Source organism: Salmonella sp. 32010601201800023SM (assembly GCF_017572235.1).
Taxonomy (GTDB): Bacteria; Pseudomonadota; Gammaproteobacteria; order Enterobacterales; family Enterobacteriaceae; genus Salmonella; species Salmonella enterica.
Window position 1 is genome coordinate 100567 of sequence record NZ_JAGEQS010000006.1, and the last position, 25225, is coordinate 125791.

At 51.4% G+C, this 25225-nt stretch carries 21 protein-coding genes and 1 pseudogene; 10 read left to right on the forward strand and 12 right to left on the reverse strand.

Translation table 11 applies throughout. The features are described 5' to 3' along the window. Positions 1–39: 39 nt before the first annotated feature. A complete protein-coding gene (cof, locus tag J4617_RS17665; protein ID WP_000113040.1) occupies positions 40–858 on the reverse strand; it encodes an HMP-PP phosphatase in 819 nt (272 codons plus the stop codon). A gap of 100 nt (positions 859–958) precedes the next feature. On the opposite strand from cof, the gene J4617_RS17670 reads away from it, so the two are divergent. Together J4617_RS17670 and queC are read left to right on the forward strand one after the other, a co-directional pair. Next, on the forward strand, positions 959–2659 hold the full coding sequence (locus J4617_RS17670) for an SgrR family transcriptional regulator (protein ID WP_001238174.1): 1701 nt from the start codon (positions 959–961) through the stop codon (positions 2657–2659). Between the two features lie 64 nt (positions 2660–2723). Further along, positions 2724–3419, forward strand: a complete 696-nt coding sequence (gene queC / locus J4617_RS17675; RefSeq protein WP_017465375.1) for a 7-cyano-7-deazaguanine synthase QueC — start codon at positions 2724–2726, stop codon at positions 3417–3419. Between the two features lie 105 nt (positions 3420–3524). Here queC and fadM read toward each other — a convergent pair whose 3' ends face one another. The 9 genes from fadM to bolA all read right to left on the reverse strand — a co-directional run bounded on the left by fadM (position 3525) and on the right by bolA (position 14090). Further along, the gene (gene fadM / locus J4617_RS17680; protein WP_001194543.1) at positions 3525–3923 is read right to left on the reverse strand and encodes a long-chain acyl-CoA thioesterase FadM; all 399 of its coding nucleotides are present in this window, start codon (positions 3921–3923) and stop codon (positions 3525–3527) included. A 103-nt stretch (positions 3924–4026) separates the two neighbouring features. Beyond that, positions 4027–4401, reverse strand: a complete 375-nt coding sequence (locus J4617_RS17685; RefSeq protein ID WP_000680322.1) for a helix-hairpin-helix domain-containing protein — start codon at positions 4399–4401, stop codon at positions 4027–4029. Between the two features lie 149 nt (positions 4402–4550). Continuing rightward, positions 4551–6422, reverse strand: coding sequence for a peptidylprolyl isomerase (gene ppiD, locus J4617_RS17690; protein WP_000969434.1), 1872 nt, complete (start codon positions 6420–6422; stop codon positions 4551–4553). Positions 6423–6712: 290 nt separating this feature from the next. Then, positions 6713–7003: a nucleoid-associated protein HU-beta gene (gene hupB, locus J4617_RS17695; protein ID WP_254888479.1), complete on the reverse strand. Its 291-nt coding sequence runs from the start codon at positions 7001–7003 to the stop codon at positions 6713–6715. A 190-nt stretch (positions 7004–7193) separates the two neighbouring features. Next, positions 7194–9548, reverse strand: a complete 2355-nt coding sequence (gene lon, locus J4617_RS17700; protein ID WP_001067723.1) for an endopeptidase La — start codon at positions 9546–9548, stop codon at positions 7194–7196. A 185-nt stretch (positions 9549–9733) separates the two neighbouring features. Further along, the gene (gene clpX / locus J4617_RS17705) at positions 9734–11005 is read right to left on the reverse strand and encodes an ATP-dependent protease ATP-binding subunit ClpX (protein WP_000130314.1); all 1272 of its coding nucleotides are present in this window, start codon (positions 11003–11005) and stop codon (positions 9734–9736) included. Between the two features lie 251 nt (positions 11006–11256). Beyond that, positions 11257–11880 (reverse strand): ATP-dependent Clp endopeptidase proteolytic subunit ClpP, encoded by a 624-nt coding sequence (gene clpP / locus J4617_RS17710; protein WP_000122257.1) that lies wholly within the window; start codon positions 11878–11880, stop codon positions 11257–11259. A 247-nt stretch (positions 11881–12127) separates the two neighbouring features. After that, positions 12128–13426 carry a trigger factor gene (gene tig, locus J4617_RS17715; protein ID WP_001198403.1) on the reverse strand — a complete coding sequence of 433 codons (1299 nt, stop codon included), beginning with the start codon at positions 13424–13426 and terminating at the stop codon, positions 12128–12130. Positions 13427–13772: 346 nt separating this feature from the next. Further along, positions 13773–14090 carry a transcriptional regulator BolA gene (gene bolA / locus J4617_RS17720; RefSeq protein ID WP_000973433.1) on the reverse strand — a complete coding sequence of 106 codons (318 nt, stop codon included), beginning with the start codon at positions 14088–14090 and terminating at the stop codon, positions 13773–13775. A 303-nt stretch (positions 14091–14393) separates the two neighbouring features. On the opposite strand from bolA, the gene J4617_RS17725 reads away from it, so the two are divergent. From J4617_RS17725 to cyoE, 7 genes are all read left to right on the forward strand, one after another. Next, positions 14394–14972: a lipoprotein gene (locus J4617_RS17725; protein ID WP_001537832.1), complete on the forward strand. Its 579-nt coding sequence runs from the start codon at positions 14394–14396 to the stop codon at positions 14970–14972. A gap of 43 nt (positions 14973–15015) precedes the next feature. Continuing rightward, positions 15016–16491, forward strand: coding sequence for a muropeptide MFS transporter AmpG (gene ampG, locus J4617_RS17730; protein ID WP_000098473.1), 1476 nt, complete (start codon positions 15016–15018; stop codon positions 16489–16491). A gap of 452 nt (positions 16492–16943) precedes the next feature. Continuing rightward, positions 16944–17900 carry a cytochrome o ubiquinol oxidase subunit II gene (gene cyoA / locus J4617_RS17735; RefSeq protein ID WP_001239448.1) on the forward strand — a complete coding sequence of 319 codons (957 nt, stop codon included), beginning with the start codon at positions 16944–16946 and terminating at the stop codon, positions 17898–17900. Between the two features lie 10 nt (positions 17901–17910). Further along, entirely contained in the window at positions 17911–19902 is a 1992-nt protein-coding gene (gene cyoB, locus J4617_RS17740) for a cytochrome o ubiquinol oxidase subunit I (RefSeq protein ID WP_000467158.1), read from the forward strand. After that, on the forward strand, positions 19892–20506 hold the full coding sequence (locus J4617_RS17745) for a cytochrome o ubiquinol oxidase subunit III (RefSeq protein WP_000179833.1): 615 nt from the start codon (positions 19892–19894) through the stop codon (positions 20504–20506). The genes cyoB and J4617_RS17745 overlap by 11 nt, the downstream gene beginning before the upstream one ends. Next, positions 20506–20835 (forward strand): cytochrome o ubiquinol oxidase subunit IV, encoded by a 330-nt coding sequence (locus J4617_RS17750; RefSeq protein ID WP_000019878.1) that lies wholly within the window; start codon positions 20506–20508, stop codon positions 20833–20835. Before J4617_RS17745 ends, J4617_RS17750 begins: the two co-directional genes overlap by 1 nt. Before the next feature lie 11 nt (positions 20836–20846). Then, positions 20847–21737, forward strand: coding sequence for a heme o synthase (cyoE, locus tag J4617_RS17755; RefSeq protein WP_000971352.1), 891 nt, complete (start codon positions 20847–20849; stop codon positions 21735–21737). Positions 21738–21784: 47 nt separating this feature from the next. Here the strand turns inward: cyoE and J4617_RS17760 are convergent, their stop codons facing one another. Both J4617_RS17760 and J4617_RS17765 read right to left on the reverse strand, forming a co-directional pair. Beyond that, positions 21785–23254 carry a tetratricopeptide repeat protein gene (locus J4617_RS17760; RefSeq protein ID WP_017465376.1) on the reverse strand — a complete coding sequence of 490 codons (1470 nt, stop codon included), beginning with the start codon at positions 23252–23254 and terminating at the stop codon, positions 21785–21787. An 11-nt stretch (positions 23255–23265) separates the two neighbouring features. After that, positions 23266–24777, reverse strand: a complete 1512-nt coding sequence (locus tag J4617_RS17765; protein ID WP_017465377.1) for an SEL1-like repeat protein — start codon at positions 24775–24777, stop codon at positions 23266–23268. A gap of 174 nt (positions 24778–24951) precedes the next feature. Between J4617_RS17765 and J4617_RS23080 the strand changes: the two are divergent. Further along, positions 24952–25083: pseudogene (locus J4617_RS23080) on the forward strand (IS5/IS1182 family transposase); the annotation flags it as partial. Positions 25084–25225 lie beyond the last annotated feature (142 nt).

Sequence of the window (25225 nt, forward strand, 5' to 3'; positions counted from 1 at the left end):
AAAGCCAGACTGAATGTCTGGCTTGCTGGAAGAGATCTCTCATTCGGGGGAATAAGGTAGATGCGGATTGTCCAGCCAATGCGTCAAAAAGTGTGATACCGCTTGATTACCACAATGTCCGATAACCGAAAGGTGTGGCAGCGCGGCGATAAGCTGCGGCATGGCATTGCCCATAATGAGCCCCCGCCCGACGCTGCCCAGCATTTCCCGATCGTTCATCGCGTCGCCAAACGCCATGCAATCTGCCAGTGAAAGCCCTAAATGGTTGCTCAATACCGCCAGCGCCGATCCTTTATTGCACCCCAGCGGTAGCACTTCCAGGCAGTCGACGGCAGAGAAACAGAGGTGCGCGCGTTCTTCCAGCGCCTCATTGAGCTGAATGCGCAAACGGATCAGATCGTCATGATCGCCGCAAAAACAGATCTTCGTCACCTGATGGGCCGGAATACTTTTTATATCGATAACCTGATAACGAAAGCCGCTGTAGACGTGCGCCTGGAGTAGCGCGGGGATCTCCTGGCCTGTAAACCAGCCGTTGTCATTAAACACATGCATACTGGCTCGGGTATCCCAGGCATGGTGCATCACCGTATCGGCAACCTGAGGATCGAGATCCTGACGATGCAGCACGTCGCCTTCCAGCGAGTGAATTCGCGTCCCGTTACCGGTAATAAGATAAGCATCCAGTGAAAGCGTCCCCAGAATATGCCGCATCTCCAGCACATGACGACCCGTAGCGAATGTCAGGGTGATATCGCGTTCGCGCAGACGCGACAGCGTGGCGATCGTTTCTCTACCCAAATGGTGATCGGGCATTAATAACGTGCCATCCATATCAAATGCTGCCAGACGGGCCATCTCTTTCTCCACACTGTGACGCGGTTAACTTGTTGTTCAGTATTACCTGAGATATACGGAAGTAATAGTGAACAGATAAAAGGAAGTGTTCCGGGTTTCTATGAGGCTACTGAATCGGCTTAATCAATATCAACGCCTCTGGCAGCCTTCCGCCGGGGAAACGCAACATGTCACCGTTAGCGAACTGGCCGAACGCTGTTTTTGTAGCGAGCGCCATCTGCGAACGCTGCTGCGTCAGGCCCAGCAGGCGGGTTGGCTAAGATGGGAGGCGCAGTCCGGACGCGGGAAACGTGGACGGCTCCAGTTTCTGGTCACGCCGGAATCGCTCCGCACCGCCATGATGGAACAGGCGCTGGAAAAAGGGCAGCAGCTCAACGTACTGGAACTGGCGCAGCTGGCGCCGGGCGAGTTACGGGCGATGCTCCAGCCTTTTATGGGCGGCCAATGGCAAAACGATACGCCGACATTGCGTATTCCCTACTATCGTCCGCTTGATCCGCTGCAGCCGGGTTTTCTGCCAGGACGCGCGGAACAGCATCTCGCAGGGCAAGTTTTTTCCGGGTTAACGCGCTTCGACCGCGATAGCCAATATCCTTGCGGGGATTTGGCGCATCACTGGAAGGTTTCCGCCGACGGTTTACGCTGGGATTTTTATATTCGCTCCACGCTGCACTGGCATAATGGCGATGCGGTGGATACCGCGCAGCTACACGAACGCCTGGAAAGGCTGCTTACCCTACCGGCGCTAAGCAAATTGTTTATTAGCGTCGCACGGATCGAAGTAACGCATCCTCAGTGCCTGACCTTTCTCCTTCACCGACCTGATTACTGGCTGGCGCATCGTCTGGCGAGCTATTGTAGCGGTCTGGCGCATCCTGACCTGCCGCTTATCGGCACCGGTCCTTTTCGCCTGGCGTTGTTCACGCCGGAACTGGTGCGTCTGGAAAGTCATGACCATTATCACCTCAGCCATCCGCTACTGAAAGCGATTGAATTCTGGATCACCCCGCAACTGTTTGCCCAGGATCTGGGCACCAGTTGCCGCCATCCGGTGCAGATTGCCATCGGCAAACCGGAAGAGCTGGCGACGCTGAGTCAGGTAAGTAGTGGTATCAGTCTTGGCTTTTGTTATTTAACCCTCAAAAAGGGCTCACGGCTCAACGTACAGCAGGCGCGGCGTCTGATACATATTATCCATCATACTTCGCTGCTGAAAACCTTACCGGTAGATGAGAACTTGATTATGCCAAGTCAGGGGCTGCTACCCGGCTGGACAATCCCGCAATGGCAGGACGTTGATGAAACGCCATTGCCGAAAAAACTTACCCTGGCGTATCACCTTCCCGTAGAGCTGCATACGATGGCGGAACAGCTTCGACATTACCTGGCGACGCTCGGCTGTGAGTTAACGTTGATTTTTCATAATGCCAAAAACTGGGATAACTGCCCTGCGTTGGCGCAAGCGGATCTGATGATGGGCGACAGGCTGATCGGCGAAGCGCCGGAATATACGCTGGAGCAGTGGCTACGTTGCGATCAGATCTGGCCGCATGTCCTTGACGCGCCTGCGTTTTCCCATCTGCAGGCTACGCTTGACGCTCTGCAAATTCAGCCCAATGAAAAAGATCGCCGCGCCGCGCTACAACAAGTTTTTGCCAACCTGATGGATGACGCCACACTTACGCCACTATTTAATTATCACTATCGCATCAGCGCCCCACCGGGCGTTAACGGCGTTCGACTCACCCCTCGCGGCTGGTTTGAATTTAGCGAAGCCTGGCTTCCGCCGCCTTCGCCGTGAAGAAGCTGGTCGGGATTATCCGTACGCGTTACCATATTGGTTTTCGTCATTGATCAGGATAACTATGAAACGCGCCGTTGTTGTATTTAGTGGAGGTCAGGACTCCACCACTTGTCTGGCGCAAGCGCGGCATCAGTATGATGAAGTGCATTGTGTCACGTTTGATTATGGTCAGCGCCACCGCGCAGAGATTGATGTCGCGCGCGCACTGGCGTTAAAACTTGGCGCACGCGCGCATAAAGTGCTGGATGTCACTTTGCTGAACGAACTGGCGGTCAGCAGCCTGACGCGGGATAGCATTCCGGTGCCGGACTATGAACCGAACGCTGACGGTATCCCCAATACTTTCGTACCGGGACGCAATATTCTCTTTCTGACGCTGGCGGCGATTTACGCTTATCAGGTCAAAGCCGAAGCGGTGATCACCGGCGTTTGCGAGACCGATTTTTCCGGCTATCCAGACTGTCGCGATGAGTTCGTCAAAGCGCTGAATCACGCGGTGAATCTGGGCATGGCGAAAGATATCCGTTTCGAAACGCCCTTAATGTGGATTGATAAAGCTGAAACCTGGGCGCTGGCCGATTATTGGGGCCAACTGGATTTGGTTCGCGAAGAGACGCTGACCTGCTATAACGGCATTAAAGGCGATGGCTGTGGTCATTGCGCAGCCTGTAATCTGCGCGCTAACGGCCTGAATCATTATCTGTCGAATAAAGCGGCGGTGATGGCGGCAATGAAGCAAAAAAACGGGTTAAGGTGATTGTTTTGCCGGATGGCGGCGCATGCACCTTATCCGGCCTGGCGATATTCACCATGGTCAATATCGCCAGGCCGGACAAGTTCAACGCCATCAGACTGCGAAGCGTTATTGCACCATCTGTTCCAGCTTTTCACGCAATTCGCCTTCCAGCGGCAGCGCTTTTTGCGTTTTTAAATCAATACAAACAAACGTGATGAGCGCATCGGCCACCACCTGCCCTTCTGGCTCCAGCGTAATCGTCTGGCTTAATACGCCGCTTTTACCGTTAAGCTGTTGTACCTGGCTGGTCACGGTCAATAGATCGCTCAATACCGCCGGGCGACGGTAATTTATATTGATGTTTACCACCACAAAGGCAATATTGCGGGCCGTCATCCACTGAAAGCTGTCGCTGTTTTCCAGACCATCCCAACGGGCCTCTTCCAGAAACTCCAGATAGCGGGCATTATTAACATGTTGATAAACATCAAGATGATATCCACGAACTTTGATTTGTGTTTGCATAGCGCAATAACCTTACGTTGTTGTTATAAGTAAACGACAAGTACAGAGGTCATAACTGGTATGACCTCTACAGTCTGGCAAATTTTGGCCACTGTGCAAGTGATTACAATGTTAAAACTGCCAGATTACGCTCCACCAGCGCGCTTCCCATTCCCGGCACCTGCTTTAAATCATCCACCGTTTTAAAAGGACCATACTCCTCCCGATAGCTCACAATAGCCTGCGCTTTTTTCAGCCCAACGCCGTTCATCACCCGCGCCAGATCCTCCGCAGACGCGGTATTAATGCTCACCCTGGTACCTTCATCATCGCTGGCTTTAGCAGGTAATGCCGCTTTGGCGGAGGATGAAGAAGGCGTATCCGCTTTTGTTTCCACCGCTGCATTTTTTGCGACAGGCGTCGCCGCCAGCGCGCTATGGGCCATGCCCGCGCAGGTTAAAGAAAGCGTAATAAGCAGTGCTTTAATTCCGTGTTTCATACTGTTTTCTCCTTGTTTGTTAACAGTGCAGCCACGATAGCGGGGCGGAGAAAAACGAACAAACGGCAATTCTCAGAAATGGAAAAGGCCGCGAAAGCGGCCTTTGTGGGATACAACGTTTTGCAATTTTTTGCGAAGCGCCTCGACGATTACTGCTGTTCCAGAGCGTCGCCGATTTTGATTTTCGCCTCTTTACGCAGATTGCTCATCAGCGCCTCAAAGACAATTTGCGCATTGTTCTGCGTGATGCCCTGCACCATCGCTTTTTTCTGCGCTTCCGGCATGGCGCCCGCTTTCACCTCGTCAAACGCCAGCAGAACGACGTTACCCTGCATATCGTTCGCCACGCCATAAACTGGCTTATCTTTCGTCGGAAGGCTTAATGCAAAGGCCGCCTGACTCACCGGATCCTGACTGGTACGACTTAACGTTTTAGGCTCGCCAAAACTCAGACCCGCCGCTTTCATCGCTTCCGCGCCTTTGCCCGCTTTCAGCTCGACCAGCAGTTTTTCCGCATCCAGCTTCGCCTGTTGTTCCGCTTTATTATGCTTCACCAGGGCAGTGACCTGTTCTTTCACTTCTGCCAACGGCTTCACGGCTTCAGGTTTATGTTCGCTCACGCGTACGACAAAAGCCCGGTCACCATCCACGGTGATAATGTCTGAATTCGGCCCCGGCGTACCGTTTTCGCCCACCAGACCGCCATTAAAGATAGCATCGGCTACCGGTTTGAAGTTCAGCTCTTCCGGTAAGGTGTCACGGCTAAACCAGCCGGTTTCAACGGCTTTTACGCCAGCGACCTGTTCAGCGCCTGCTAACGACTCATTGTCGTTGCTTGCCGCATCGCTCACTTTCTGCTGCAACGCATAGTAAGCATCCAGCGCTTTTTCCTGTTTCACTTTCGCGGCAATGTCGTCGCGAACCTCGCTTAACGGTTTCACTTTGGCAGGCTGAATATCATCCAGACGCGCCACCAGAAAACCGACAGACGACTTAATCACGCCAGATATCTGGCCTTTTTCTTTTAATCCGGCGTTTTTCAGTTCCGGCACCGTGGCAGACTCTTCCAGCCAGCCCATATCGCCGCCATTACGCGCAGAGATGATATCGGTAGATTTCTCTTTCGCCAGCGTGGCGAAATCTTCGCCCTTGTTCAGCGCATCCAGTACCGCTTTCGCATCATCTTCCGTTTTGGTCTGAATAATGCTGTAACGAATACGCTCCGGCTGAGTAAACTGATCTACATGCTGGTCATAATAGGCCTGAATATCCGCATCGCTGACCGGTGCCTGCATCGTCGCGGCATCCAGCTTGATATAGCTTACGCGGAACTGTTCCGGCGTCATAAAGCGGACTTTATTCTGATCGTAGTAGCTGGACACTTCCTGATCGGTCACCTGCTGCTTCGCCGCCAGCGCGTTGACATCAATAACGGCTTCACGCACCACGCGCTGTTGAGAGACTAATGCCGCCAGTTCGTCGGTTTCCCCTTTCAGCATAAAATCAGTACCGGCCACGCCGTTGATCAGTTGCTGAGTGGTAAGCTGGTTACGCAGCGCCTGAGCGTACTGATCGGCGGTCATTCCCATCTGATTCACAATCGCGTTATAGCGGTTGTTGTCAAACTTACCGTCCACCTGAAAAGCGGGAGTGGCGAAAATCGCCTGCTTTACCTGCTCATCGCTGATGCCCAGTTTCAGTTCGCGAGAATATTGATCCAACAGCGCTTCATCTATCAGACGATTCAGCACCTGCTGGCGCAGGCTTTTCATATAACCTTCGTTGGCCGCCAGTTCAGAATACCTGTCGCCCAACTGCTGCTGCATACGGTTACGTTCGTTATTAAACGCATTCTCAAACTGTGCCCGGCTGATTTCCTGGCCATTCACTTTTGCGGCGTAGTTATTGCTTCCGCCAATCAGGTAACCACTAACGCCGGTCAAAATGAACGACACGATAATGATAACGAAAATAATCTTGAGCACGAGACTGTTTGCAGCCGTGCGTAAGCTGTCCATCATGGTGTAACCACACTCCGCTGTAGGTGACTTTACACTTTATCTTTCAGGCGGCTTCTCTGCTGGCTACTGAGTGATTCGCTCAGTAGCCGCGTCGACGCAACCTGAATGATTTGCGTATAGAGACTTCACGCGCATCGCATTTTCTGAACGCGGCGCACAAAAGCCTATTGTGACAAGAAACGAGGGCAATTGTCAGCCCGCAACGCACAGAAAGTCCCGAATCGCCAATAAAAAAGGCACATCAGTTGATGCGCCCTTGTACTTTGTCACATCCCCCGAGGGGATCACGCTTAGTTTACCGCGTCTTTCAGCGCTTTACCTGCACGGAAACTCGGCACTTTGGCAGCGGCGATGGTGATCTCTTTACCTGTTTGCGGGTTGCGACCAGTACGGGCAGCACGCTCTTTAACAGCAAAAGTACCAAAGCCTACCAGTGCAACGTCATCCCCTTCTTTCAGAGATTCGGTAACAGAAGCAATAATCGCATCTAACGCACGTCCAGCCGCAGCCTTAGAGATATCAGCCCCTGCAGCAATTTTTTCGATCAGTTGAGATTTATTCACTCTTCTCTTCCTCTTTATAATTTATATCGCACCTGAATCCTTCGAAGTACGACCGCGCAGCAGTTATATCAGGCCTGCCACGCCCTTACAACACCCGTTAATGGTGGCAGACCCAATCAACCATCTAAATTAGCTATACAAAAAAAGGCTGGCAAGTCCGAAATAGCCTGCCAGCCCTGTTTTTATTAGCGCTATTTGCGCGAGGTCACTATTTTGCGGTTACAACCTGCATTCCAGACGGTTCGTTTTGCAGAGCAAGCGTCAGAACTTCCTCAATGCGCTTCACAGGATGAATATCCAGATCGGCAATCACGTTGTCCGGAATTTCCTCCAGGTCACGTTTATTTTCGAACGGAATTAAGACCGTTTTAATCCCGCCGCGATGCGCCGCCAACAGTTTTTCTTTCAGGCCGCCGATCGGCAACACCTGACCACGCAGCGTGATCTCACCGGTCATTGCCACATCTGCGCGCACCGGATTACCGGTCAGGCAGGAAACCAGCGCGGTACACATCGCGATACCGGCGCTTGGACCGTCTTTCGGCGTTGCGCCTTCCGGCACGTGAACGTGGATATCGCGTTTTTCGTAAAAGTCCGGATTAATACCCAGTTTTTCCGCGCGCGCACGCACCACGGTCAGCGCCGCCTGAATGGATTCCTGCATCACTTCACCGAGCGAGCCGGTGTAGGTCAACTTGCCTTTGCCCGGGACGCAGGCGGTTTCGATGGTCAACAGATCGCCGCCCACTTCCGTCCACGCCAGGCCCGTCACCTGACCTACGCGGTTTTCGCTATCCGCGCGGCCATAGTCAAAGCGCTGCACACCGAGGTAGTCGTGCAGATTATCACCGTTAATTTCGATATGTTTTAACGACTTATCGAGCAACAGTTGTTTAACCGCTTTGCGGCACAGTTTGGAGATTTCACGCTCCAGACTACGAACGCCCGCTTCACGCGTGTAATAGCGGATAATACCGATAATCGCGCTATCGTCGACCGTCAGTTCGCCTTTCTTCAGCGCGTTACGCTCGATCTGCTTCGGCAGCAGGTGACGTTTAGCAATATTCAGCTTCTCGTCTTCGGTATAACCGGACAGACGGATCACTTCCATACGATCCAGCAGCGGCGCCGGAATGTTCATGGAGTTGGAAGTGGCGACGAACATCACATCGCTGAGATCGTAATCCACTTCCAGGTAATGATCGCTGAACGCCACGTTCTGCTCCGGATCCAGCACTTCCAGCAGTGCGGAAGCCGGATCGCCGCGCATGTCAGAAGACATTTTGTCGATCTCATCGAGCAGGAACAGTGGGTTTTTAACCCCCACTTTGGCCATTTTTTGGATCAGTTTACCCGGCATAGAGCCAATGTAAGTCCGGCGATGACCGCGGATTTCCGCTTCATCACGCACGCCGCCCAGCGCCATACGGATGTATTTACGCCCTGTTGCTTTAGCGATGGACTGGCCCAACGAGGTTTTACCTACCCCCGGCGGCCCCACCAGACACAGGATCGGCCCCTTGATTTTATTTACACGGCTTTGAACCGCGAGATACTCAAGGATGCGGTCTTTCACGCGCTCCAGACCATAATGGTCAGTATCGAGGATTTCCTGCGCCTGACGCAGGTCTTTTTTGACCTTGCTACGCGCATTCCACGGCACCTGCACCATCCAGTCGATGTAGCCGCGCACCACGGTCGCTTCCGCCGACATCGGAGACATCATTTTCAGCTTCTGCAGTTCCGCTTCCGCTTTCTCTTTCGCCTCTTTCGGCATTTTCGCCGCGTCGATCTTACGCTTCAGCGCTTCGTTTTCGTCCGGCGCGTCGTCCATCTCGCCAAGCTCTTTCTGAATCGCTTTCATTTGCTCGTTCAGATAGTACTCGCGCTGGGATTTCTCCATCTGCTTTTTCACGCGGTTGCGAATGCGTTTCTCAACCTGCAGCAGATCGATTTCAGATTCCATCATCGCCATCAGATATTCCAGACGTTCGTTAACGTCGGACATCTCCAGTACGGACTGTTTATCCGCCAGTTTCAGCGGCATATGCGCGGCGATGGTGTCAGCCAGACGTGCAGGGTCGTCAATGCTATTGAGTGACGTCAGCACTTCCGGCGGAATTTTTTTGTTCAGCTTGATGTAGCCTTCGAACTGGCTGATAGCGGTACGCACCAGCACTTCTTGTTCACGCTCATCAATGGCTGGCGAATCAAGGTACTCCGCCTTCGCGGAGAAATGTTCGCCGTTGTCAGACAGCGCGGAAATACGCGCGCGCTGTAACCCCTCGACCAGCACTTTTACGGTGCCGTCAGGCAGTTTCAGCATCTGCAAAATAGAGGCCACGGTCCCGACGGTGAAAAGATCGTTTACACCCGGCTCATCCGTCGATGCTTCCTTCTGGGCGACCAGCATGATTTTTTTATCATGGTCCATAGCCGCTTCCAGACAACGGATAGATTTTTCCCGCCCTACAAATAAGGGTATGACCATGTGCGGATAAACCACCACATCGCGCAAGGGCAATACGGGGATTTCAATGCGTTCAGAACGCTCAGGATTCATAGAGCTCTCTCTTAGTTTAGTGTCCGCCAGGTAATCAGATAGTATAGCTGTGCTCCATACCACCTATAACATGTACGTCAGTATATGGGGATGTTTCCCACACATTCAACGGCGTGTTTACAGGAAAAACGAAAGGGGAGATAAAATCCCCCCTTTTTTGGCTAACTGATTGTATGAATGTTTAATTATTCGCCAGAAGCCTGCGCTTCCGGTTTGCCGTAAATCAGCAACGGCTTACTCTGACCGGCAATAACGGACTCGTCGATCACCACTTTTTCGACGTCTTCCATAGATGGCAAATCGTACATGGTATCCAGCAGCGCCGCTTCGACGATAGAACGCAGGCCACGGGCGCCGGTTTTACGCGCCATTGCTTTCCTGGCGATAGCGTCCAGCGCTTCGTCACGGAATTCCAGATCGACGCCTTCCAGGTTAAACAGCGCCTGATACTGCTTGGTCAGCGCATTTTTCGGCTCTTTCAGGATTTGAATCAGCGCTTCTTCGCTGAGTTCATTCAGCGTCGCTACCACTGGCAGACGACCGATAAACTCAGGAATCAGACCAAATTTGATCAAATCTTCCGGTTCAACCTGCGACAACAGCTCGCCTTCGCTGGCTTTGTCGGACTTCGCTTTCACCGTCGCGCCAAAACCAATGCCGGAGCCGGTTTCAACACGGTTAGCGATCACTTTATCCAGACCGGCAAACGCGCCGCCGCAGATAAACAGAATCTTAGAGGTATCTACCTGTAAGAACTCCTGCTGCGGATGTTTGCGACCGCCCTGCGGTGGAACCGCGGCGACGGTGCCTTCGATCAGTTTCAGCAACGCCTGCTGTACGCCTTCGCCGGAAACATCGCGGGTAATGGACGGATTGTCTGATTTACGCGAAATCTTATCGATTTCATCAATGTAGACAATCCCACGCTGCGCTTTTTGCACGTCGTAGTCGCATTTCTGCAACAGTTTCTGAATGATATTCTCGACGTCTTCACCAACGTAACCCGCTTCGGTTAGCGTGGTCGCATCCGCCATAGTGAACGGCACATCCAGCAAGCGCGCCAGCGTTTCCGCCAGCAGAGTTTTACCGGAACCGGTCGGTCCAATCAGCAGAATGTTGCTTTTACCTAACTCGACGCCATTGCTGGTATCGCCGTTACGCAGACGCTTGTAGTGGTTATAGACCGCCACCGCCAGCACTTTTTTCGCCTGCTCCTGGCCGATAACGTAATCGTCCAGGTGGGTACGAATTTCATGCGGCGTCGGCAGCGCACTACGTTCACGGTGCGGAGCAACTTCTTTAATTTCTTCGCGAATAATGTCGTTACATAAATCGACGCATTCGTCGCAGATATACACGGATGGACCGGCAATCAGCTTGCGCACTTCATGCTGGCTTTTGCCGCAAAAAGAGCAGTACAACAATTTGCCCGAGCCATCTTTGCGTTTATCTGTCATGAGTCAAAACCTCTTCTTTGTTCTTTGTGCCGCACACGACGACGCAAATGCCATTCTCAGGCGCAAGCCGCTAATCAGCGTTGTGCCGCCCTTCATTAGTATATACACAAAATCATTCGAGCTACATCAAGGCGGCAACTCGTCGACTCCGCAGGCGCTTACATAAGTAAGTCACTGGGAGGCGCGCTGGCAGCCAACACCGAGGTAGCGTGAAGGATGAAGTGTATAGCGGCACACTTGCGTCCAGGGCATCAATTACGATGGGTCAAAATTGAGTCAACCAAACCGTACTCTACCGCTTCAGGCGCGGAGAGGAAGCGATCGCGCTCAGTATCACGTTCAATCTGCTCAAGAGATTGACCCGTATGATGCGCCATAAGTTCATTCATGCGCCCTTTTACTTTCAAAATTTCGCGGGCGTGAATTTCAATATCCGTCGCCTGGCCCTGGTAGCCGCCCAGCGGCTGGTGGATCATGACGCGAGAGTTCGGCAAGCAGAAACGTTTGCCTTTCGCCCCGGCAGTCAGCAGAAACGCCCCCATAGAGGCCGCCTGTCCCATACAAATGGTGCTGACGTCTGGCTTAATAAACTGCATGGTGTCATAGATGGACATCCCCGCAGTAATTACGCCGCCAGGAGAATTAATGTACAGATAGATATCTTTTTCCGGGTTTTCCGCTTCCAGGAACAGCATCTGCGCCACGATCAGGTTAGCCATATGGTCTTCGACCTGGCCGGTCAGAAATATGACGCGTTCCTTAAGTAGACGAGAATAGATATCAAAAGAGCGCTCACCGCGTGAGGTCTGTTCAATGACCATCGGCACCAGCGCCATATGAGGGGCCAAATTATCTCGTTCTCCGCTGTATGACATTTCCGTCTCCTGGATAAAAATTGAAAAAACCTGCTGTACTGATTGTAACCTGATGGACGGATTATCAGCCAGTCCCTCTGTAATGGGTACGGCATCGCCATAATTCAAGCATAACAATCTTTTGCTCTAACGCTAACACTGAAACGCGGTTTTCGCACCCTTACCATGCAAAATGCGTGACAAAAAAAAACCCGTCACTGAAAGGTGACGGGTTTTTGTGCAAATTTCGTGCTTTTAACGCGACAAATTACGCCTGCTGGTTCATCAGCTCATTGAAGGAAGTGGCTTTTTCAGACACTTTCGCTTTTGCCAGAACCGCTTCAACAGCCTGTTCTTCCAGAGCGACGTTACGCATATTGTCCATCAGCTCTTTATTTTTGCTGTAGAACTCAATTACTTCTTTCGGATCTTCGTAAGCAGACGCCATCTCTTCGATCAGGCCTTTAACGCGTTCTTCGTCCGCTTTCAGCTCGTTGGTACGAATGACTTCGCCGAGCAGCAGACCGACAACTACACGACGCTTAGCCTGTTCTTCGAACAGTTCGCGCGGCAGCTCCAGAGCCTGTTTCTCGTTACCACCAAAACGCTGCGCAGCCTGACGACGCAGAACGTCGATTTCGCTGTCGATCAGCGCAGCCGGTACGTCGATGTCGTTAGCTTTTACCAGACCTTCAATCGCCTGAGACTTAACGCGGTTACGCACCGCGCCTTTCAGCTCGCGTTCCATGTTTTTACGTACTTCAGCGCGCAGACCGGCTACGGAACCATCTTCAACGCCGAAACGTTTGATGAATTCTTCGGTCAGTTCCGGCAGTTCGCGTTCTTCAACTTTCTTCAGGTTGATAACGAACTTAGCCGCTTTACCTTTCAGGTTTTCAGCATGGTACTCTTCCGGGAAGGTCACATCGATAGTGAACTCTTCGCCAGCTTTGTGGCCTTTAACGCCGTCTTCAAAGCCCGGAATCATACGACCCTGGCCCATCGCCAGAACGAAATCGGTCGCTTTGCCGCCTTCGAACTCTTCGCCGTCTACAGAGCCGGTGAAGTCGATGGTCACACGGTCTTCCGCATCCGCAGCGCCGTCTTTTTCTTTCCAGGTCGCCTGCTGCTTACGCAGGGTGTCCAGCATCACATCAACGTCAGCGTCGGTGACTTCAACAACCGGTTTTTCAACTTCGATAGACTCGAGGCCGGTCAGTTCAACTTCCGGATAGACTTCAAACTCGACGGAGTAAGTGAAGTCTTCACCCACTTTGTATTCGCCCGGAACATAGTTCGGCGCGCCTGCCGGGTTAATTTTTTCTTTGATGATCGCGTCAACGAAGTTGCGGCTCATCAGATCGCCCAGCACGTCCTGGCGAACAGAAGCGCCATAACGCTGAGCGACGATATTCATCGGTACTTTGCCTTTACGGAAGCCGTCAATACGTACTTTTTTCGCTACGTTGACCAGCTCGCTTTTTACAGCGGTCTCGATGCTGTCAGCAGCGATTGTAATCGTTACACGGCGGCCAAGGCCCTGAGTGGTTTCAACTGAAACTTGCATCTTGTTACCTCAAAAAATCACAGTGCTCGGTCAACTCTACTCCGCAAGCACGTGCTATTTGCTTCGCGGAACCGGGATGTTCTCATAATCAATCACATTCCCTGTCGTCAGAATCATCCCGAAGACGTTCATATATAAGACGGCGCATTATAGCGGCATCACTTTTGTGAGTCGAGAACGGTGATTGTGCGATGCTGCGGCGGTTTTCACAATTCTCGGCTAATTTTTGTCTGAATACTGTACGGCACGCTCAAAATTCAGACAAAACAAAACGGCCCGCAGGCCGTTTTCACATAATTCTGTAGCAACATACTGGAAAAGCGGAGGTAGTTGCAAATCCGTTTTGCTACGCGATGCTTCCCGCGCCGCGACAAGGAGGCGACGCGAAGATAGTATCCTGCAACCCTTCCCACTCTTTGAGGGTATAAGTATGCAGTGCCAGCGCATGTACGGTTGTGGAGAGTTCCGCCGTTAACGTACCGTAAATCATCCGATGACGATTAAGAAAACGTTCGCCTGTAAAGCGATCGCTCACCAGCACGACCTTAAAATGGCTTTCCGATCCTGCAGGAACATTGTGACGATAGCTTTCATCCACAACTTCGAGAAACACGGGGTCGAACGCTGTCCTTAATTTTTCTTCTATTTGCTCACGTATCATCATGAAAATCTCCTCCGACAACGCTGTGATGTCACCCATCCCTTTAAATACTAGCCGCTTTTACCGTTTCCATTACAGCATGACAACAAAAATTTAGCTTTCGTCTGATTATTTCAGCCAAACGTATGAAGTTTACTGCCTTAATCATTCTTTTAGCGCTCAAAATCCCCGCTCGCGCCGTTATCAATACCAAATCGGACATTACGACGAATTTACCTGCGTTGACCACTTCCCCTCGCCGTTAGCGGTGTTATGATGGCGGGAATTTTTACCTATCACGTTTTAAGCGTCATTGAGAGCCTGAATATGTTAAAAAAACTTCTCTTTCCGTTAGTCGCTCTGTTTATGCTGGCAGGATGCGCCACACCGCCGACGACCATTGACGTCGCGCCGAAGATCACCTTGCCACAGCAGGACCCGAGCCTGATGGGCGTCACCGTTAGCATTACCGGCGCGGACCAGCGCCAGGATCAAGCGTTAGCGAAAGTCACGCGTAACAACCAGCTGGTAACGTTAACCGCCTCCCGCGATTTACGCTTCCTGTTACAAGAAGTCCTGGAAAAACAGATGACGGCGCGGGGCTATATGATCGGGCCTAACGGCGCGGTTAATCTGCAGATTATTGTTAACCAACTGTATGCTGATGTTTCCCAGGGCAGCGTGCGCTACAACATCGCGACCAAAGCGGATATCGCGATTATTGCGACCGCGGCAAATGGCAGCAAGATGACCAAAAACTATCGCGCCAACTACTCTATTGAAGGGGCGTTCCAGGCCTCTAACCAGAATATTGCCGACGCGGTGAACAGCGTTCTGACCGATACCATTGCTGATATGTCTCAGGACACCAGTATTCACGATTTTATCAAGCAAAACGCCCGTTAATAGCAACAACAAGACCCGGCAGAAGCCGGGTCTGTAGATGCCTATGTCAAGTCAATATTTACGTATTTTCCAGCAACCGCGCTCAGCCATTCTGCTGATATTGGGTTTTGCCTCCGGTCTCCCGCTGGCGCTCACCTCCGGTACGCTACAGGCGTGGATGACCGTCGAGAATATCGATCTTAAAACGATTGGCTTCTTCTCGCTGGTTGGTCAGGCCTATGTGTTTAAGTTTCTCTGGTCCCCGCTGATGGACCGCTACACGCCGCCTTTTTTAGGTCGTCGTCGCGGTTGGTTACTCGCCACCCAACTGTTGTTACTGGCGGCGATTGCGGCGATGGGCTTTCTTGAACCCGGCACGCAGCTACGCTGGATGGCGGCGCTGGCGGTGGTGATTGCTTTTTGCTCCGCCTCGCAGGATATCGTGTTCGACGCCTGGAAAACCGATGTTTTACCCGCAGAAGAACGCGGCGCTGGCGCGGCAATCAGCGTGCTTGGCTACCGGTTGGGGATGCTGGTTTCCGGCGGACTGGCGCTATGGCTGGCCGATCGCTGGCTCGGCTGGCAGGGCATGTACTGGCTAATGGCGGCATTGCTGATCCCCTGCATTATCGCCACCTTACTGGCGCCGGAACCGACCGATACTATCCCGTCCCCGAAATCGCTGGAACAGGCCGTCGTCGCGCCGCTACGCGATTTCTTTGGCCGTAATAACGCCTGGCTGATTTTACTGCTCATTGTGCTTTATAAACTGGGGGACGCCTTCGCTATGAGCCTGACCACCACCTTTTTGATTCGCGGCGTCGGCTTTGACGCCGGTGAAGTTGGCGTGGTCAATAAAACGCTGGGCCTGTTGGCAACGATCGTCGGCGCGTTATACGGCGGCATATTAATGCAGCGTCTTTCGCTGTTTCGCGCGCTGCTGATTTTCGGCATTTTGCAAGGCGCGTCCAACGCCGGTTACTGGTTGCTCTCCATTACCGATAAAAACATGTTCAGCATGGGCGCGGCGGTCTTTTTCGAAAATCTGTGCGGCGGGATGGGTACTGCCGCCTTTGTCGCCTTATTAATGACGCTATGTAATAAGTCGTTTTCCGCAACACAGTTTGCCCTACTGTCGGCCCTCTCCGCAGTAGGCCGGGTTTATGTTGGTCCTGTAGCGGGCTGGTTCGTTGAAGCGCACGGCTGGCCGACATTCTACCTCTTCTCGGTTGTTGCCGCCGTTCCCGGGCTGTTACTGTTGCTGGTCTGTCGGCAAACGCTGGAATATAGCTGGCAGAACGAGCGTTTCATTCCCCGCACGCAATACCGTGGCGCCTACAATTTCGCGCTTTCAATCCTGCTCGCGGGCGTCGCTTTGCTGGCGGTATGGGTACTCCTGCTGACCATGAACGCGTTGGATTACACTAACTTCTCATTCCTGTCCGGATTGCTTGAGACTGCGGTAGCGGTTGCCGTGTGCGGCATTGTCTTTGGCGGGTTGCTGGACTACCTGGCACTACGAAAAACACGCCTGCTCTAAAACATTATTTGCCGTTGTAATAACGACCCGGAATTATAACGGCTAAATAACCATCAATTGATAAAAAATATATTTGTCTTTTTGTGCGCAACAGAATTTTGGAAATTATTGGTAATTTCTACGCTACCTATTTTCTTTACACGATTCAGCCGATTAAATTTAAATTTCTGCCGTTGATTGTCCTTTTATTGATAATAAATTGTTAAGTAATTGTTTTATTTTTACATTGGTTATACCAATTATCCCTCAACATCCCACTTACAGACCTCATCCGTTATAACGCAAAGTTTCAACAGTGTCTTAAAGTTATTTCGACACAATTGGCAACATATGTGACATGCGCGGCAGAACTTGGTAACACAGAACCAATCATGTTTACAGTAATGTAACCTTACCGTAAAATGCCCCTACACTTTAAACGCCACCAGGTCCCGTGGAATTGAGGTCGTTAAATGAGACTCAGGAAATACAATAAAAGTTTGGGATGGTTGTCATTAATTGCAGGCACTGCATTACTCAGTGGCTGTAATTCTGCGCTGCTGGATCCCAAAGGACAGATTGGACTGGAGCAACGTTCGCTGATACTGACGGCATTTGGCCTGATGTTGATCGTCGTTATTCCCGCCATCTTGATGGCTGTTGGTTTCGCCTGGAAGTATCGTGCGAGTAATAAGGATGCGAAGTATAGCCCGAACTGGTCACACTCCAATAAAGTGGAAGCCGTGGTCTGGACGGTGCCTATCTTGATCATCATTTTCCTTGCCGTACTGACCTGGAAAACCACGCACGCGCTTGAACCAAGCAAGCCGCTGGCGCATGACGAAAAACCGATCACCATCGAAGTGGTTTCCATGGACTGGAAATGGTTCTTCATCTATCCGGAGCAGGGTATCGCCACCGTCAACGAGATCGCCTTCCCGGCGAACACGCCGGTTTATTTCAAAGTGACCTCCAACTCCGTGATGAACTCCTTCTTTATCCCGCGTCTGGGTAGCCAGATTTATGCCATGGCCGGTATGCAAACACGTTTGCATCTGATCGCCAACGAACCCGGAACCTACGATGGCATCTCCGCCAGCTATAGCGGCCCGGGCTTCTCTGGTATGAAGTTTAAAGCTATCGCCACCAAAGACCGCGCAGAATTCGACCAATGGGTCGCAAAAGCGAAGCAGTCTCCGAACACCATGAATGATATGGCGGCGTTCGAGAAAGTGGCTATGCCAAGCGAGTACAACAAGGTGGAATATTTCTCCAGCGTGAAACCAGATTTGTTCAAGGACGTTATTAACAAATTCATGGACCACGGTAAGAGCATGGACATGACCCAACCTGAAGGTGAGCACAGCTCGCATGAAGGAATGGAAGGTATGGACATGAGCCACGCGGAATCCGCCAACTCCAAGGGTTGAGGAAGATAAGATGTTCGGAAAATTATCACTGGATGCAGTACCGTTCCATGAACCTATCGTCATGGTAACGATCGCTGCAATTATCGTCGGGGGACTGGCGATACTGGCAGCGATTACTTACTTCGGTAAGTGGACCTACCTATGGAAAGAGTGGTTAACGTCAGTTGACCATAAACGCCTCGGCATCATGTATATCATCGTCGCGATTGTGATGCTGTTACGTGGTTTCGCCGATGCCATCATGATGCGTAGCCAGCAGGCGCTTGCCTCCGCAGGCGAAGCGGGTTTTCTACCGCCGCACCACTACGATCAGATCTTTACCGCTCACGGCGTAATCATGATCTTTTTCGTGGCGATGCCCTTCGTTATCGGTCTGATGAACCTGGTGGTTCCGCTGCAGATCGGCGCGCGCGACGTTGCGTTCCCTTTCCTGAACAACCTGAGCTTCTGGTTCACCGTTGTCGGCGTTATCCTGGTTAACCTCTCGCTGGGCGTGGGTGAATTCGCGCAGACAGGGTGGCTGGCTTATCCGCCGCTATCGGGAATAGAGTACAGTCCCAGCGTCGGGGTCGATTACTGGATATGGGCGTTGCAACTCTCGGGTATTGGTACGACGTTAACCGGTATCAACTTCTTCGTGACGATCCTGAAGATGCGTGCGCCGGGTATGACAATGTTCAAGATGCCGGTCTTTACCTGGGCCTCTTTGTGCGCCAACGTACTGATCATCGCCTCTTTCCCGATTCTGACGGTTACCGTCGCGTTGCTGACCCTGGATCGCTATCTGGGCACCCATTTCTTTACCAACGATATGGGCGGCAACATGATGATGTACATCAACCTGATTTGGGCCTGGGGCCATCCGGAAGTGTACATTCTGATTCTGCCGGTCTTCGGGGTATTCTCCGAAATCGCAGCGACCTTCTCGCGTAAACGTCTGTTCGGCTATACCTCGCTGGTTTGGGCGACCGTCTGTATTACCGTACTGTCGTTTATCGTTTGGCTGCACCACTTCTTCACGATGGGCGCAGGCGCGAACGTTAACGCCTTCTTCGGTATCACCACCATGATTATCGCCATCCCGACCGGGGTGAAGATCTTCAACTGGTTGTTCACCATGTATCAGGGCCGTATCGTCTTCCATTCCGCAATGATGTGGACCATCGGCTTTATCGTGACCTTCTCGGTCGGCGGTATGACCGGCGTGCTGCTGGCGGTACCGGGCGCGGACTTCGTCCTGCACAACAGTCTGTTCCTGATTGCGCACTTCCATAACGTGATCATCGGCGGCGTGGTGTTTGGCTGCTTCGCGGGTATGACCTACTGGTGGCCGAAGGCGTTTGGCTTCAAGCTGAACGAAACCTGGGGTAAACGCGCCTTCTGGTTCTGGATTATCGGTTTCTTTGTAGCCTTTATGCCGCTGTACGTACTGGGCTTCATGGGCATGACCCGTCGCCTCAGCCAGCAAATTGATCCGCAGTTCCATACGATGCTGATGGTTGCCGCCGCCGGCGCCGCGCTGATTGCGCTGGGTATCCTGTGCCAACTGATTCAGATCTTCGTTTCTATTCGCGACCGCGATCAGAACCGCGATCTGACCGGCGACCCATGGGGTGGCCGTACGCTGGAGTGGTCAACCTCTTCTCCGCCGCCGTTCTATAACTTTGCCGTTGTGCCGCACGTTCACGAACGTGACGCCTTCTGGGAAATGAAAGAAAAAGGCGAAGCGTACCAACAGCCTGGACAGTATGAAGAGATTCATATGCCGAAAAATAGCGGTGCCGGTATTGTTATCGCCGCCTTCGCGACGGTATTTGGCTTCGCCATGATCTGGCATATCTGGTGGCTGGCGATAGTGGGTTTCGCAGGCATGATCATCAGCTGGATTGTAAAAAGCTTTGATGAAGATGTGGATTACTACGTGCCGGTCCCGGAAGTCGAAAAACTGGAAAACCAGCATTTCGATGAGATTACTAAGGCAGGGCTGAAAAATGGCAACTGATACTTTAACGCACGCGACTGCCCACGCGCACGAACACGGGCACCATGACGCAGGCCAGAACAAAATCTTCGGATTTTGGGTCTACCTGATGAGCGACTGCATTCTGTTCTCTATTCTGTTTGCTACCTATGCCGTTCTGGTGAACGGCACCGCTGGCGGCCCGACAGGTAAGGACATTTTCGAACTGCCGTTCGTTCTGGTTGAAACCTTCCTGCTGTTATTTAGCTCCATTACCTACGGCATGGCGGCGATCGCCATGCACAAGAACAACAAGAGCCAGGTTATCTCCTGGCTGGCGTTGACCTTCTTGTTCGGTGCCGGATTTATCGGGATGGAACTCTATGAATTCCATCACCTGATTGTTAACGGTATGGGCCCGGATCGCAGCGGCTTCCTGTCTGCGTTCTTCGCGCTGGTCGGCACGCACGGTCTGCACGTCACTTCCGGTTTGATCTGGATGGCGGTGCTGATGGTGCAAGTTGCCCGTCGCGGTCTGACCAGCACTAACCGTACCCGCATCATGTGTCTGAGCCTGTTCTGGCACTTCCTGGATGTGATTTGGATTTGCGTATTCACTGTTGTTTATCTGATGGGGGCGATGTAATGAGTCATTCTACCGAGAGCGGCGGCGCATCCCACGGCAGCGTAAAAACGTACATGACCGGCTTTATCCTGTCGGTCATCTTGACGGTTATTCCATTCTGGATGGTGATGACCGGCGCTGCCTCTCCGGCCGTTATTCTGGGATCTATCCTGGCAATGGCAGTGGTGCAGATTTTGGTGCATCTGGTGTGTTTCCTGCACATGAACACCAAATCTGATGAAGGCTGGAACATGACGGCCTTCATCTTTACCGTGCTGATCATCGCCATCCTGGTTGTGGGCTCCATCTGGATTATGTGGAACCTCAACTACAACATGATGATGCACTAAGAGCGGCGAGTATGATGTTTAAGCAATACCTGCAAGTAACGAAACCAGGCATCATCTTTGGCAACCTGATCTCGGTGATCGGGGGATTTCTGCTGGCTTCAAAGGGCAGCATTGACTATCCCCTGTTCATTTATACGCTGGTCGGGGTGTCACTGGTTGTGGCGTCGGGTTGTGTATTTAACAACTACATCGACAGGGATATCGACAGGAAGATGGAAAGGACCAAGAATCGGGTGCTGGTCAAAGGCCTGATTTCTCCTGGCGTCTCGCTGGTATACGCCACCCTGCTGGGTATTGCTGGCTTTATGCTGCTGTGGTTTGGCGCTAATCCTCTGGCCTGCTGGCTGGGGGTGATGGGCTTCGTGGTCTACGTTGGCGTGTACAGCTTGTACATGAAGCGTCACTCCGTCTACGGAACGCTGATTGGTTCTCTCTCCGGCGCAGCGCCGCCGGTGATTGGCTACTGCGCCGTAACGGGCGACTTTGACAGCGGCGCGGCGATTCTGTTGGCTATTTTCAGCCTCTGGCAGATGCCGCACTCTTACGCCATCGCCATTTTCCGCTTTAAGGACTATCAGGCGGCCAATATCCCGGTTCTGCCGGTGGTAAAAGGAATCTCAGTCGCTAAAAACCACATTACGCTGTACATCATTGCGTTTGCCGTTGCAACGCTAATGCTCACGTTGGGTGGTTATGCCGGTTACAAATACCTGGTGGTCGCCGCGGCGGTCAGCGTTTGGTGGCTCGGCATGGCGCTACGCGGTTACAAAGTGGAAGATGATAAGGTCTGGGCGCGCAAGCTGTTCGGCTTCTCTATCATTGCGATTACCGCGCTGAGTATCATGATGTCCGTTGATTTTATGGTGCCGAATTCGCAAAATCTGCTGACTTACGTCTGGTAAAGACTTTAGATGGCGTATCGCTTGATACGCCATCTTTCTTTTCGCGTTTAAAGAAAAATTCCCGCCTTAAGAATGTCCATCTCTTTACCGTTAACAATCCCCGTCACAGCGGTTACGCTATAGCTATCAACATCGCAAAATTCCGGCTGATAGACAGGTTGTAATGTCGATTCACGTAGCGTATCAGACTTATACCCTTGTAAATTGCGGTCCTGCGTATTTAGCCCAAAAGGCTCAAATGCGATAACCTGCTGTGACATCGCCCCGGCCTTATTTTTCAGCGCCAGTGAGACGCGTAAATTCTCTATACTGCTGATTCTGTCCGTTTTGACGACAAACTCCAGCTCGCATGCATAGCCGCTGCCCTGGCTCGCACCGAAAACACGATCACGATTGAAGGTTAACTTCGGCAAATTCTTTTCACGCATTGCCACAGCCTCAGCGCGGGCCTGTCGGTCTTTTTCGCAGGTCACCTGAAAATGGGGATCGTCTGCAAAACTTGTTCGCCCCTGAGCAAACAACTCCGCTGCCTTCCGGCAGTCCGTGTCGACAAACTGACCGTTGGTATACATCCAGGCAAGATAGTTTAAAGCGCGAGACTTGCCCATCTTCGCCGCCCGATCAAAGAATTCAAACGCCCGAGCGTAATCAAGCGGAACCTGCGTCCCGGAGTAATAGATCTCACCAAGATTTATGAGCGCATCGGCATTACCCTGCGCAGCCGCCAACTCGTACCACTGCACCCCCTTCTGCAGATCGCGCTTAATCCCTCGTTTTCCATTCAAGTAGAAGTAACCGAGTATATTCTGCGCATCAGCCTGGCCCAATTCAGCAGCCTTGCGGAACCATTGCAACGAACGCGCCTCTTTATCGTCGACCTCAACAAAACCAGAGTCATAGAGGCTACCAACGATAAAGTTAAGTTCAGGGTCTCTCTCCTGCGCCCACAGCTCCGCAAGGTGCAGAATATCCGCCTTTGAATAACCCAGGCGCGTGATGCGCGCGGCCATCGCGCTCCCGCCGCTGGCATACTGGCGTAATGTTTCAATAAACCGGGAACGCTGAGTAATATCGCTTTCCGCGGCTTGCTTTGCCGTATCTATTTCGTCGGCTATCAGGCGCGTCACCGTCTGCGCATCAGTATCGGTGTCTGCTTTACTGGTTTTATCCGCAAGCTCTTTTGCCAAAACGTCATCCTGCATCACCCCCAGGCCATGCAGATAAAAATAACGAGCGTTGTAGCAGCCATAGGGTTCTTCAACATGACAAGCCTGCTCATAATACTTGATAGCCTGTATCGTATCTTTCGGCACAGTAACGCCATACTCATAAATAAAGCCCAGCTCTGCCAGCGCTTGAGCGTTATTATCTTTGGCTAACGCCTTTAGCTCATTTAGCGCCTGAACATCTTTCTGCGCAATACGGCTATACAACGCGTCAATATCATCACCTGCCTGGCATACCGATGCGAAAGAAAGCCCAAGCAGAAACAAAATATTCCATTTCCGTTTTATCATTTTTCATTCCCTTATTCTTTATCTAAAAAGCGCACACTGTCAGCTTTCAGTAAATCGACATTCTTACCGTTAATCGTTGCCGTAGCGGATTTCAGCGTAAAATGGATATCGCCGATCCCGTGACAAAAATCTTGCGTATACAGCGGGAGATCGTATGGGGTAACGAGAGGATCAACATCATGATTTTGCATATCTATCCCCAGAGTATTCAAACCGAATGGCGGAATCATTAACGTTTCCTCAGTTGCCACTCCATCAGCATTTTTCAGCTCAAGCGTAATATGCAAATTCGCCATGTTACGGATTTTATCTGTGCCAATCTGAAAAATTAGTGCGCATTCTTTCGGTTTAGCCGTTATCCCGCGAGAGAAAATTCTCTCTTTTTTCAGGGTTACTTTAGGTAAAGCATCCGCGTTGTTTTTTCGACTCTGAATATCCGCTGCGCATTTACTTAAAAATATTTTTTCCTCAACTTTCTTACCTACATATCGAGATGCTTTCTTGTAATACGACCAGGCTTTATCACAATCAGGTGCAGTACCTAAACCGTTATAATACATCCAACTCAACGGCATCGTTGAGCGCGAATTAGTACCATCATTTTCAACCTGCGTAAATAATGCCAGCGCTTTAGCGTAATCAGTGCGCCCTGTTGCGCCAGAATAATAGATTTTACCTAGCGCAATCTGTGCATCGCTGTCACCCTGCTCAGCCGCCTGCCCATACCATTTTTGTGCTTCCTGAATGTCTGGCTTAATCCCCCACTCATCGCCCTCTCCCCCCGAATAAATACCCCCCAAGAGAGATTGGGCCTCAACGACGCCTTTTTCCGCGGCGGCGCGAAACCATTTCAACGAGGCTGGCCTGGCCTTATAAGGCTCATCCACATAATGACCAGAGAAATCATTAAGGGCGAGTAACCCCAGTTGATAATCCATTTGTGGATCGCCGTCCTGCACCCATAGCGTAGCAAGGCGGAACGTTTTTTCCTGATTAAATCCGATACGACTAAAAAAAAGCGCATCGCTCTCTGGCCTATTATTTAGAAGATTAAATAGTGCATTAATAAATTCTGGTCGCTGCGATTTATCCGTATCGGCCAATACTTTTGCCGCGTAAATTTCTTGCGAAAACTTATCGATATACTCTTGCTCAATCAATAAATTATCCAGATTCATTTTTTTAGCATACTTATTGGCCTGAGCACTATCTTTCGCCACTCCGTCGCCATACTGATAAGCATACTTCACATTATAGCAACCATAGTTACCGCCAAGTTCACAGGCCTGCTTGTAATACTGCAACGCCCGTTCGCGATTCATCGGTACACCAATACCGTATTCATGGATAAACCCCAGTTCATCCAGAACCGAAGCTCTTTTTTCCACAGGCAAAGCATCAAGATCCTTCTGGGTAAGCGCAGCATATTTTACATCATCTTTACCGTTGTTCTCTGAAGCATTCACCTGGCTAACAAATAAAATACCCGCTAAAATACATAATGATAAATATTTAATTTCCATAACAAATTCACTCCTTGAATAATATAATAAATGCGACTGCTGACGAATCTTCTGCCTGATAAACGCGCGCCATCACGCAGAAAGTTTGCTATCAGTCTCGGCGTTGTTGAATAAATCAAATTTTCAGAAGATGGGCGGATCTGATCATTGCCATCGTTTCAGAATCGGGTTCCTATGGCAAAGCAAAAGTTTAAAATCACCCACCGGCCAGCCACACTCAGGCAGCGCGGTTCGCTGACAGTCTGGCTTGACGAGTTCTGCTATTGCGATATGGAGCAACAGCGCACACAGCCTGAAGGCCGTGGCTAACCGCTACACTATACTGATATGGCTCAGATAGCCACTACAGCTCAAGGAGATCGGAATATGAATGAGCACAAGCCTATGCTGGCTCTCCCTATCGCCCCTATCGTGTTAACAATTTATCTCTTTTTTAGCTCAACTGTTT

What these genes read in the sequence shown, in the direction of transcription:
- cyoE (WP_000971352.1), top strand. Translation starts at nt 20,847, where the DNA reads ATGATGTTTAAGCAATACCTGCAAGTAACGAAACCAGGCATCATCTTT.
- fadM (WP_001194543.1), bottom strand. Translation starts at nt 3,923, where the DNA reads ATGCAAACACAAATCAAAGTTCGTGGATATCATCTTGATGTTTATCAA.
- lon (WP_001067723.1), bottom strand. Translation starts at nt 9,548, where the DNA reads ATGAATCCTGAGCGTTCTGAACGCATTGAAATCCCCGTATTGCCCTTG.
- cyoA (WP_001239448.1), top strand. Translation starts at nt 16,944, where the DNA reads ATGAGACTCAGGAAATACAATAAAAGTTTGGGATGGTTGTCATTAATT.
- bolA (WP_000973433.1), bottom strand. Translation starts at nt 14,090, where the DNA reads ATGATGATACGTGAGCAAATAGAAGAAAAATTAAGGACAGCGTTCGAC.
- ampG (WP_000098473.1), top strand. Translation starts at nt 15,016, where the DNA reads ATGTCAAGTCAATATTTACGTATTTTCCAGCAACCGCGCTCAGCCATT.
- tig (WP_001198403.1), bottom strand. Translation starts at nt 13,426, where the DNA reads ATGCAAGTTTCAGTTGAAACCACTCAGGGCCTTGGCCGCCGTGTAACG.
- J4617_RS17670 (WP_001238174.1), top strand. Translation starts at nt 959, where the DNA reads ATGAGGCTACTGAATCGGCTTAATCAATATCAACGCCTCTGGCAGCCT.
- cof (WP_000113040.1), bottom strand. Translation starts at nt 858, where the DNA reads ATGGCCCGTCTGGCAGCATTTGATATGGATGGCACGTTATTAATGCCC.
- clpP (WP_000122257.1), bottom strand. Translation starts at nt 11,880, where the DNA reads ATGTCATACAGCGGAGAACGAGATAATTTGGCCCCTCATATGGCGCTG.
- J4617_RS17745 (WP_000179833.1), top strand. Translation starts at nt 19,892, where the DNA reads ATGGCAACTGATACTTTAACGCACGCGACTGCCCACGCGCACGAACAC.
- J4617_RS17750 (WP_000019878.1), top strand. Translation starts at nt 20,506, where the DNA reads ATGAGTCATTCTACCGAGAGCGGCGGCGCATCCCACGGCAGCGTAAAA.
- J4617_RS17685 (WP_000680322.1), bottom strand. Translation starts at nt 4,401, where the DNA reads ATGAAACACGGAATTAAAGCACTGCTTATTACGCTTTCTTTAACCTGC.
- ppiD (WP_000969434.1), bottom strand. Translation starts at nt 6,422, where the DNA reads ATGATGGACAGCTTACGCACGGCTGCAAACAGTCTCGTGCTCAAGATT.
- J4617_RS17765 (WP_017465377.1), bottom strand. Translation starts at nt 24,777, where the DNA reads ATGGAAATTAAATATTTATCATTATGTATTTTAGCGGGTATTTTATTT.
- J4617_RS17725 (WP_001537832.1), top strand. Translation starts at nt 14,394, where the DNA reads ATGTTAAAAAAACTTCTCTTTCCGTTAGTCGCTCTGTTTATGCTGGCA.
- clpX (WP_000130314.1), bottom strand. Translation starts at nt 11,005, where the DNA reads ATGACAGATAAACGCAAAGATGGCTCGGGCAAATTGTTGTACTGCTCT.
- queC (WP_017465375.1), top strand. Translation starts at nt 2,724, where the DNA reads ATGAAACGCGCCGTTGTTGTATTTAGTGGAGGTCAGGACTCCACCACT.
- cyoB (WP_000467158.1), top strand. Translation starts at nt 17,911, where the DNA reads ATGTTCGGAAAATTATCACTGGATGCAGTACCGTTCCATGAACCTATC.
- J4617_RS17760 (WP_017465376.1), bottom strand. Translation starts at nt 23,254, where the DNA reads ATGATAAAACGGAAATGGAATATTTTGTTTCTGCTTGGGCTTTCTTTC.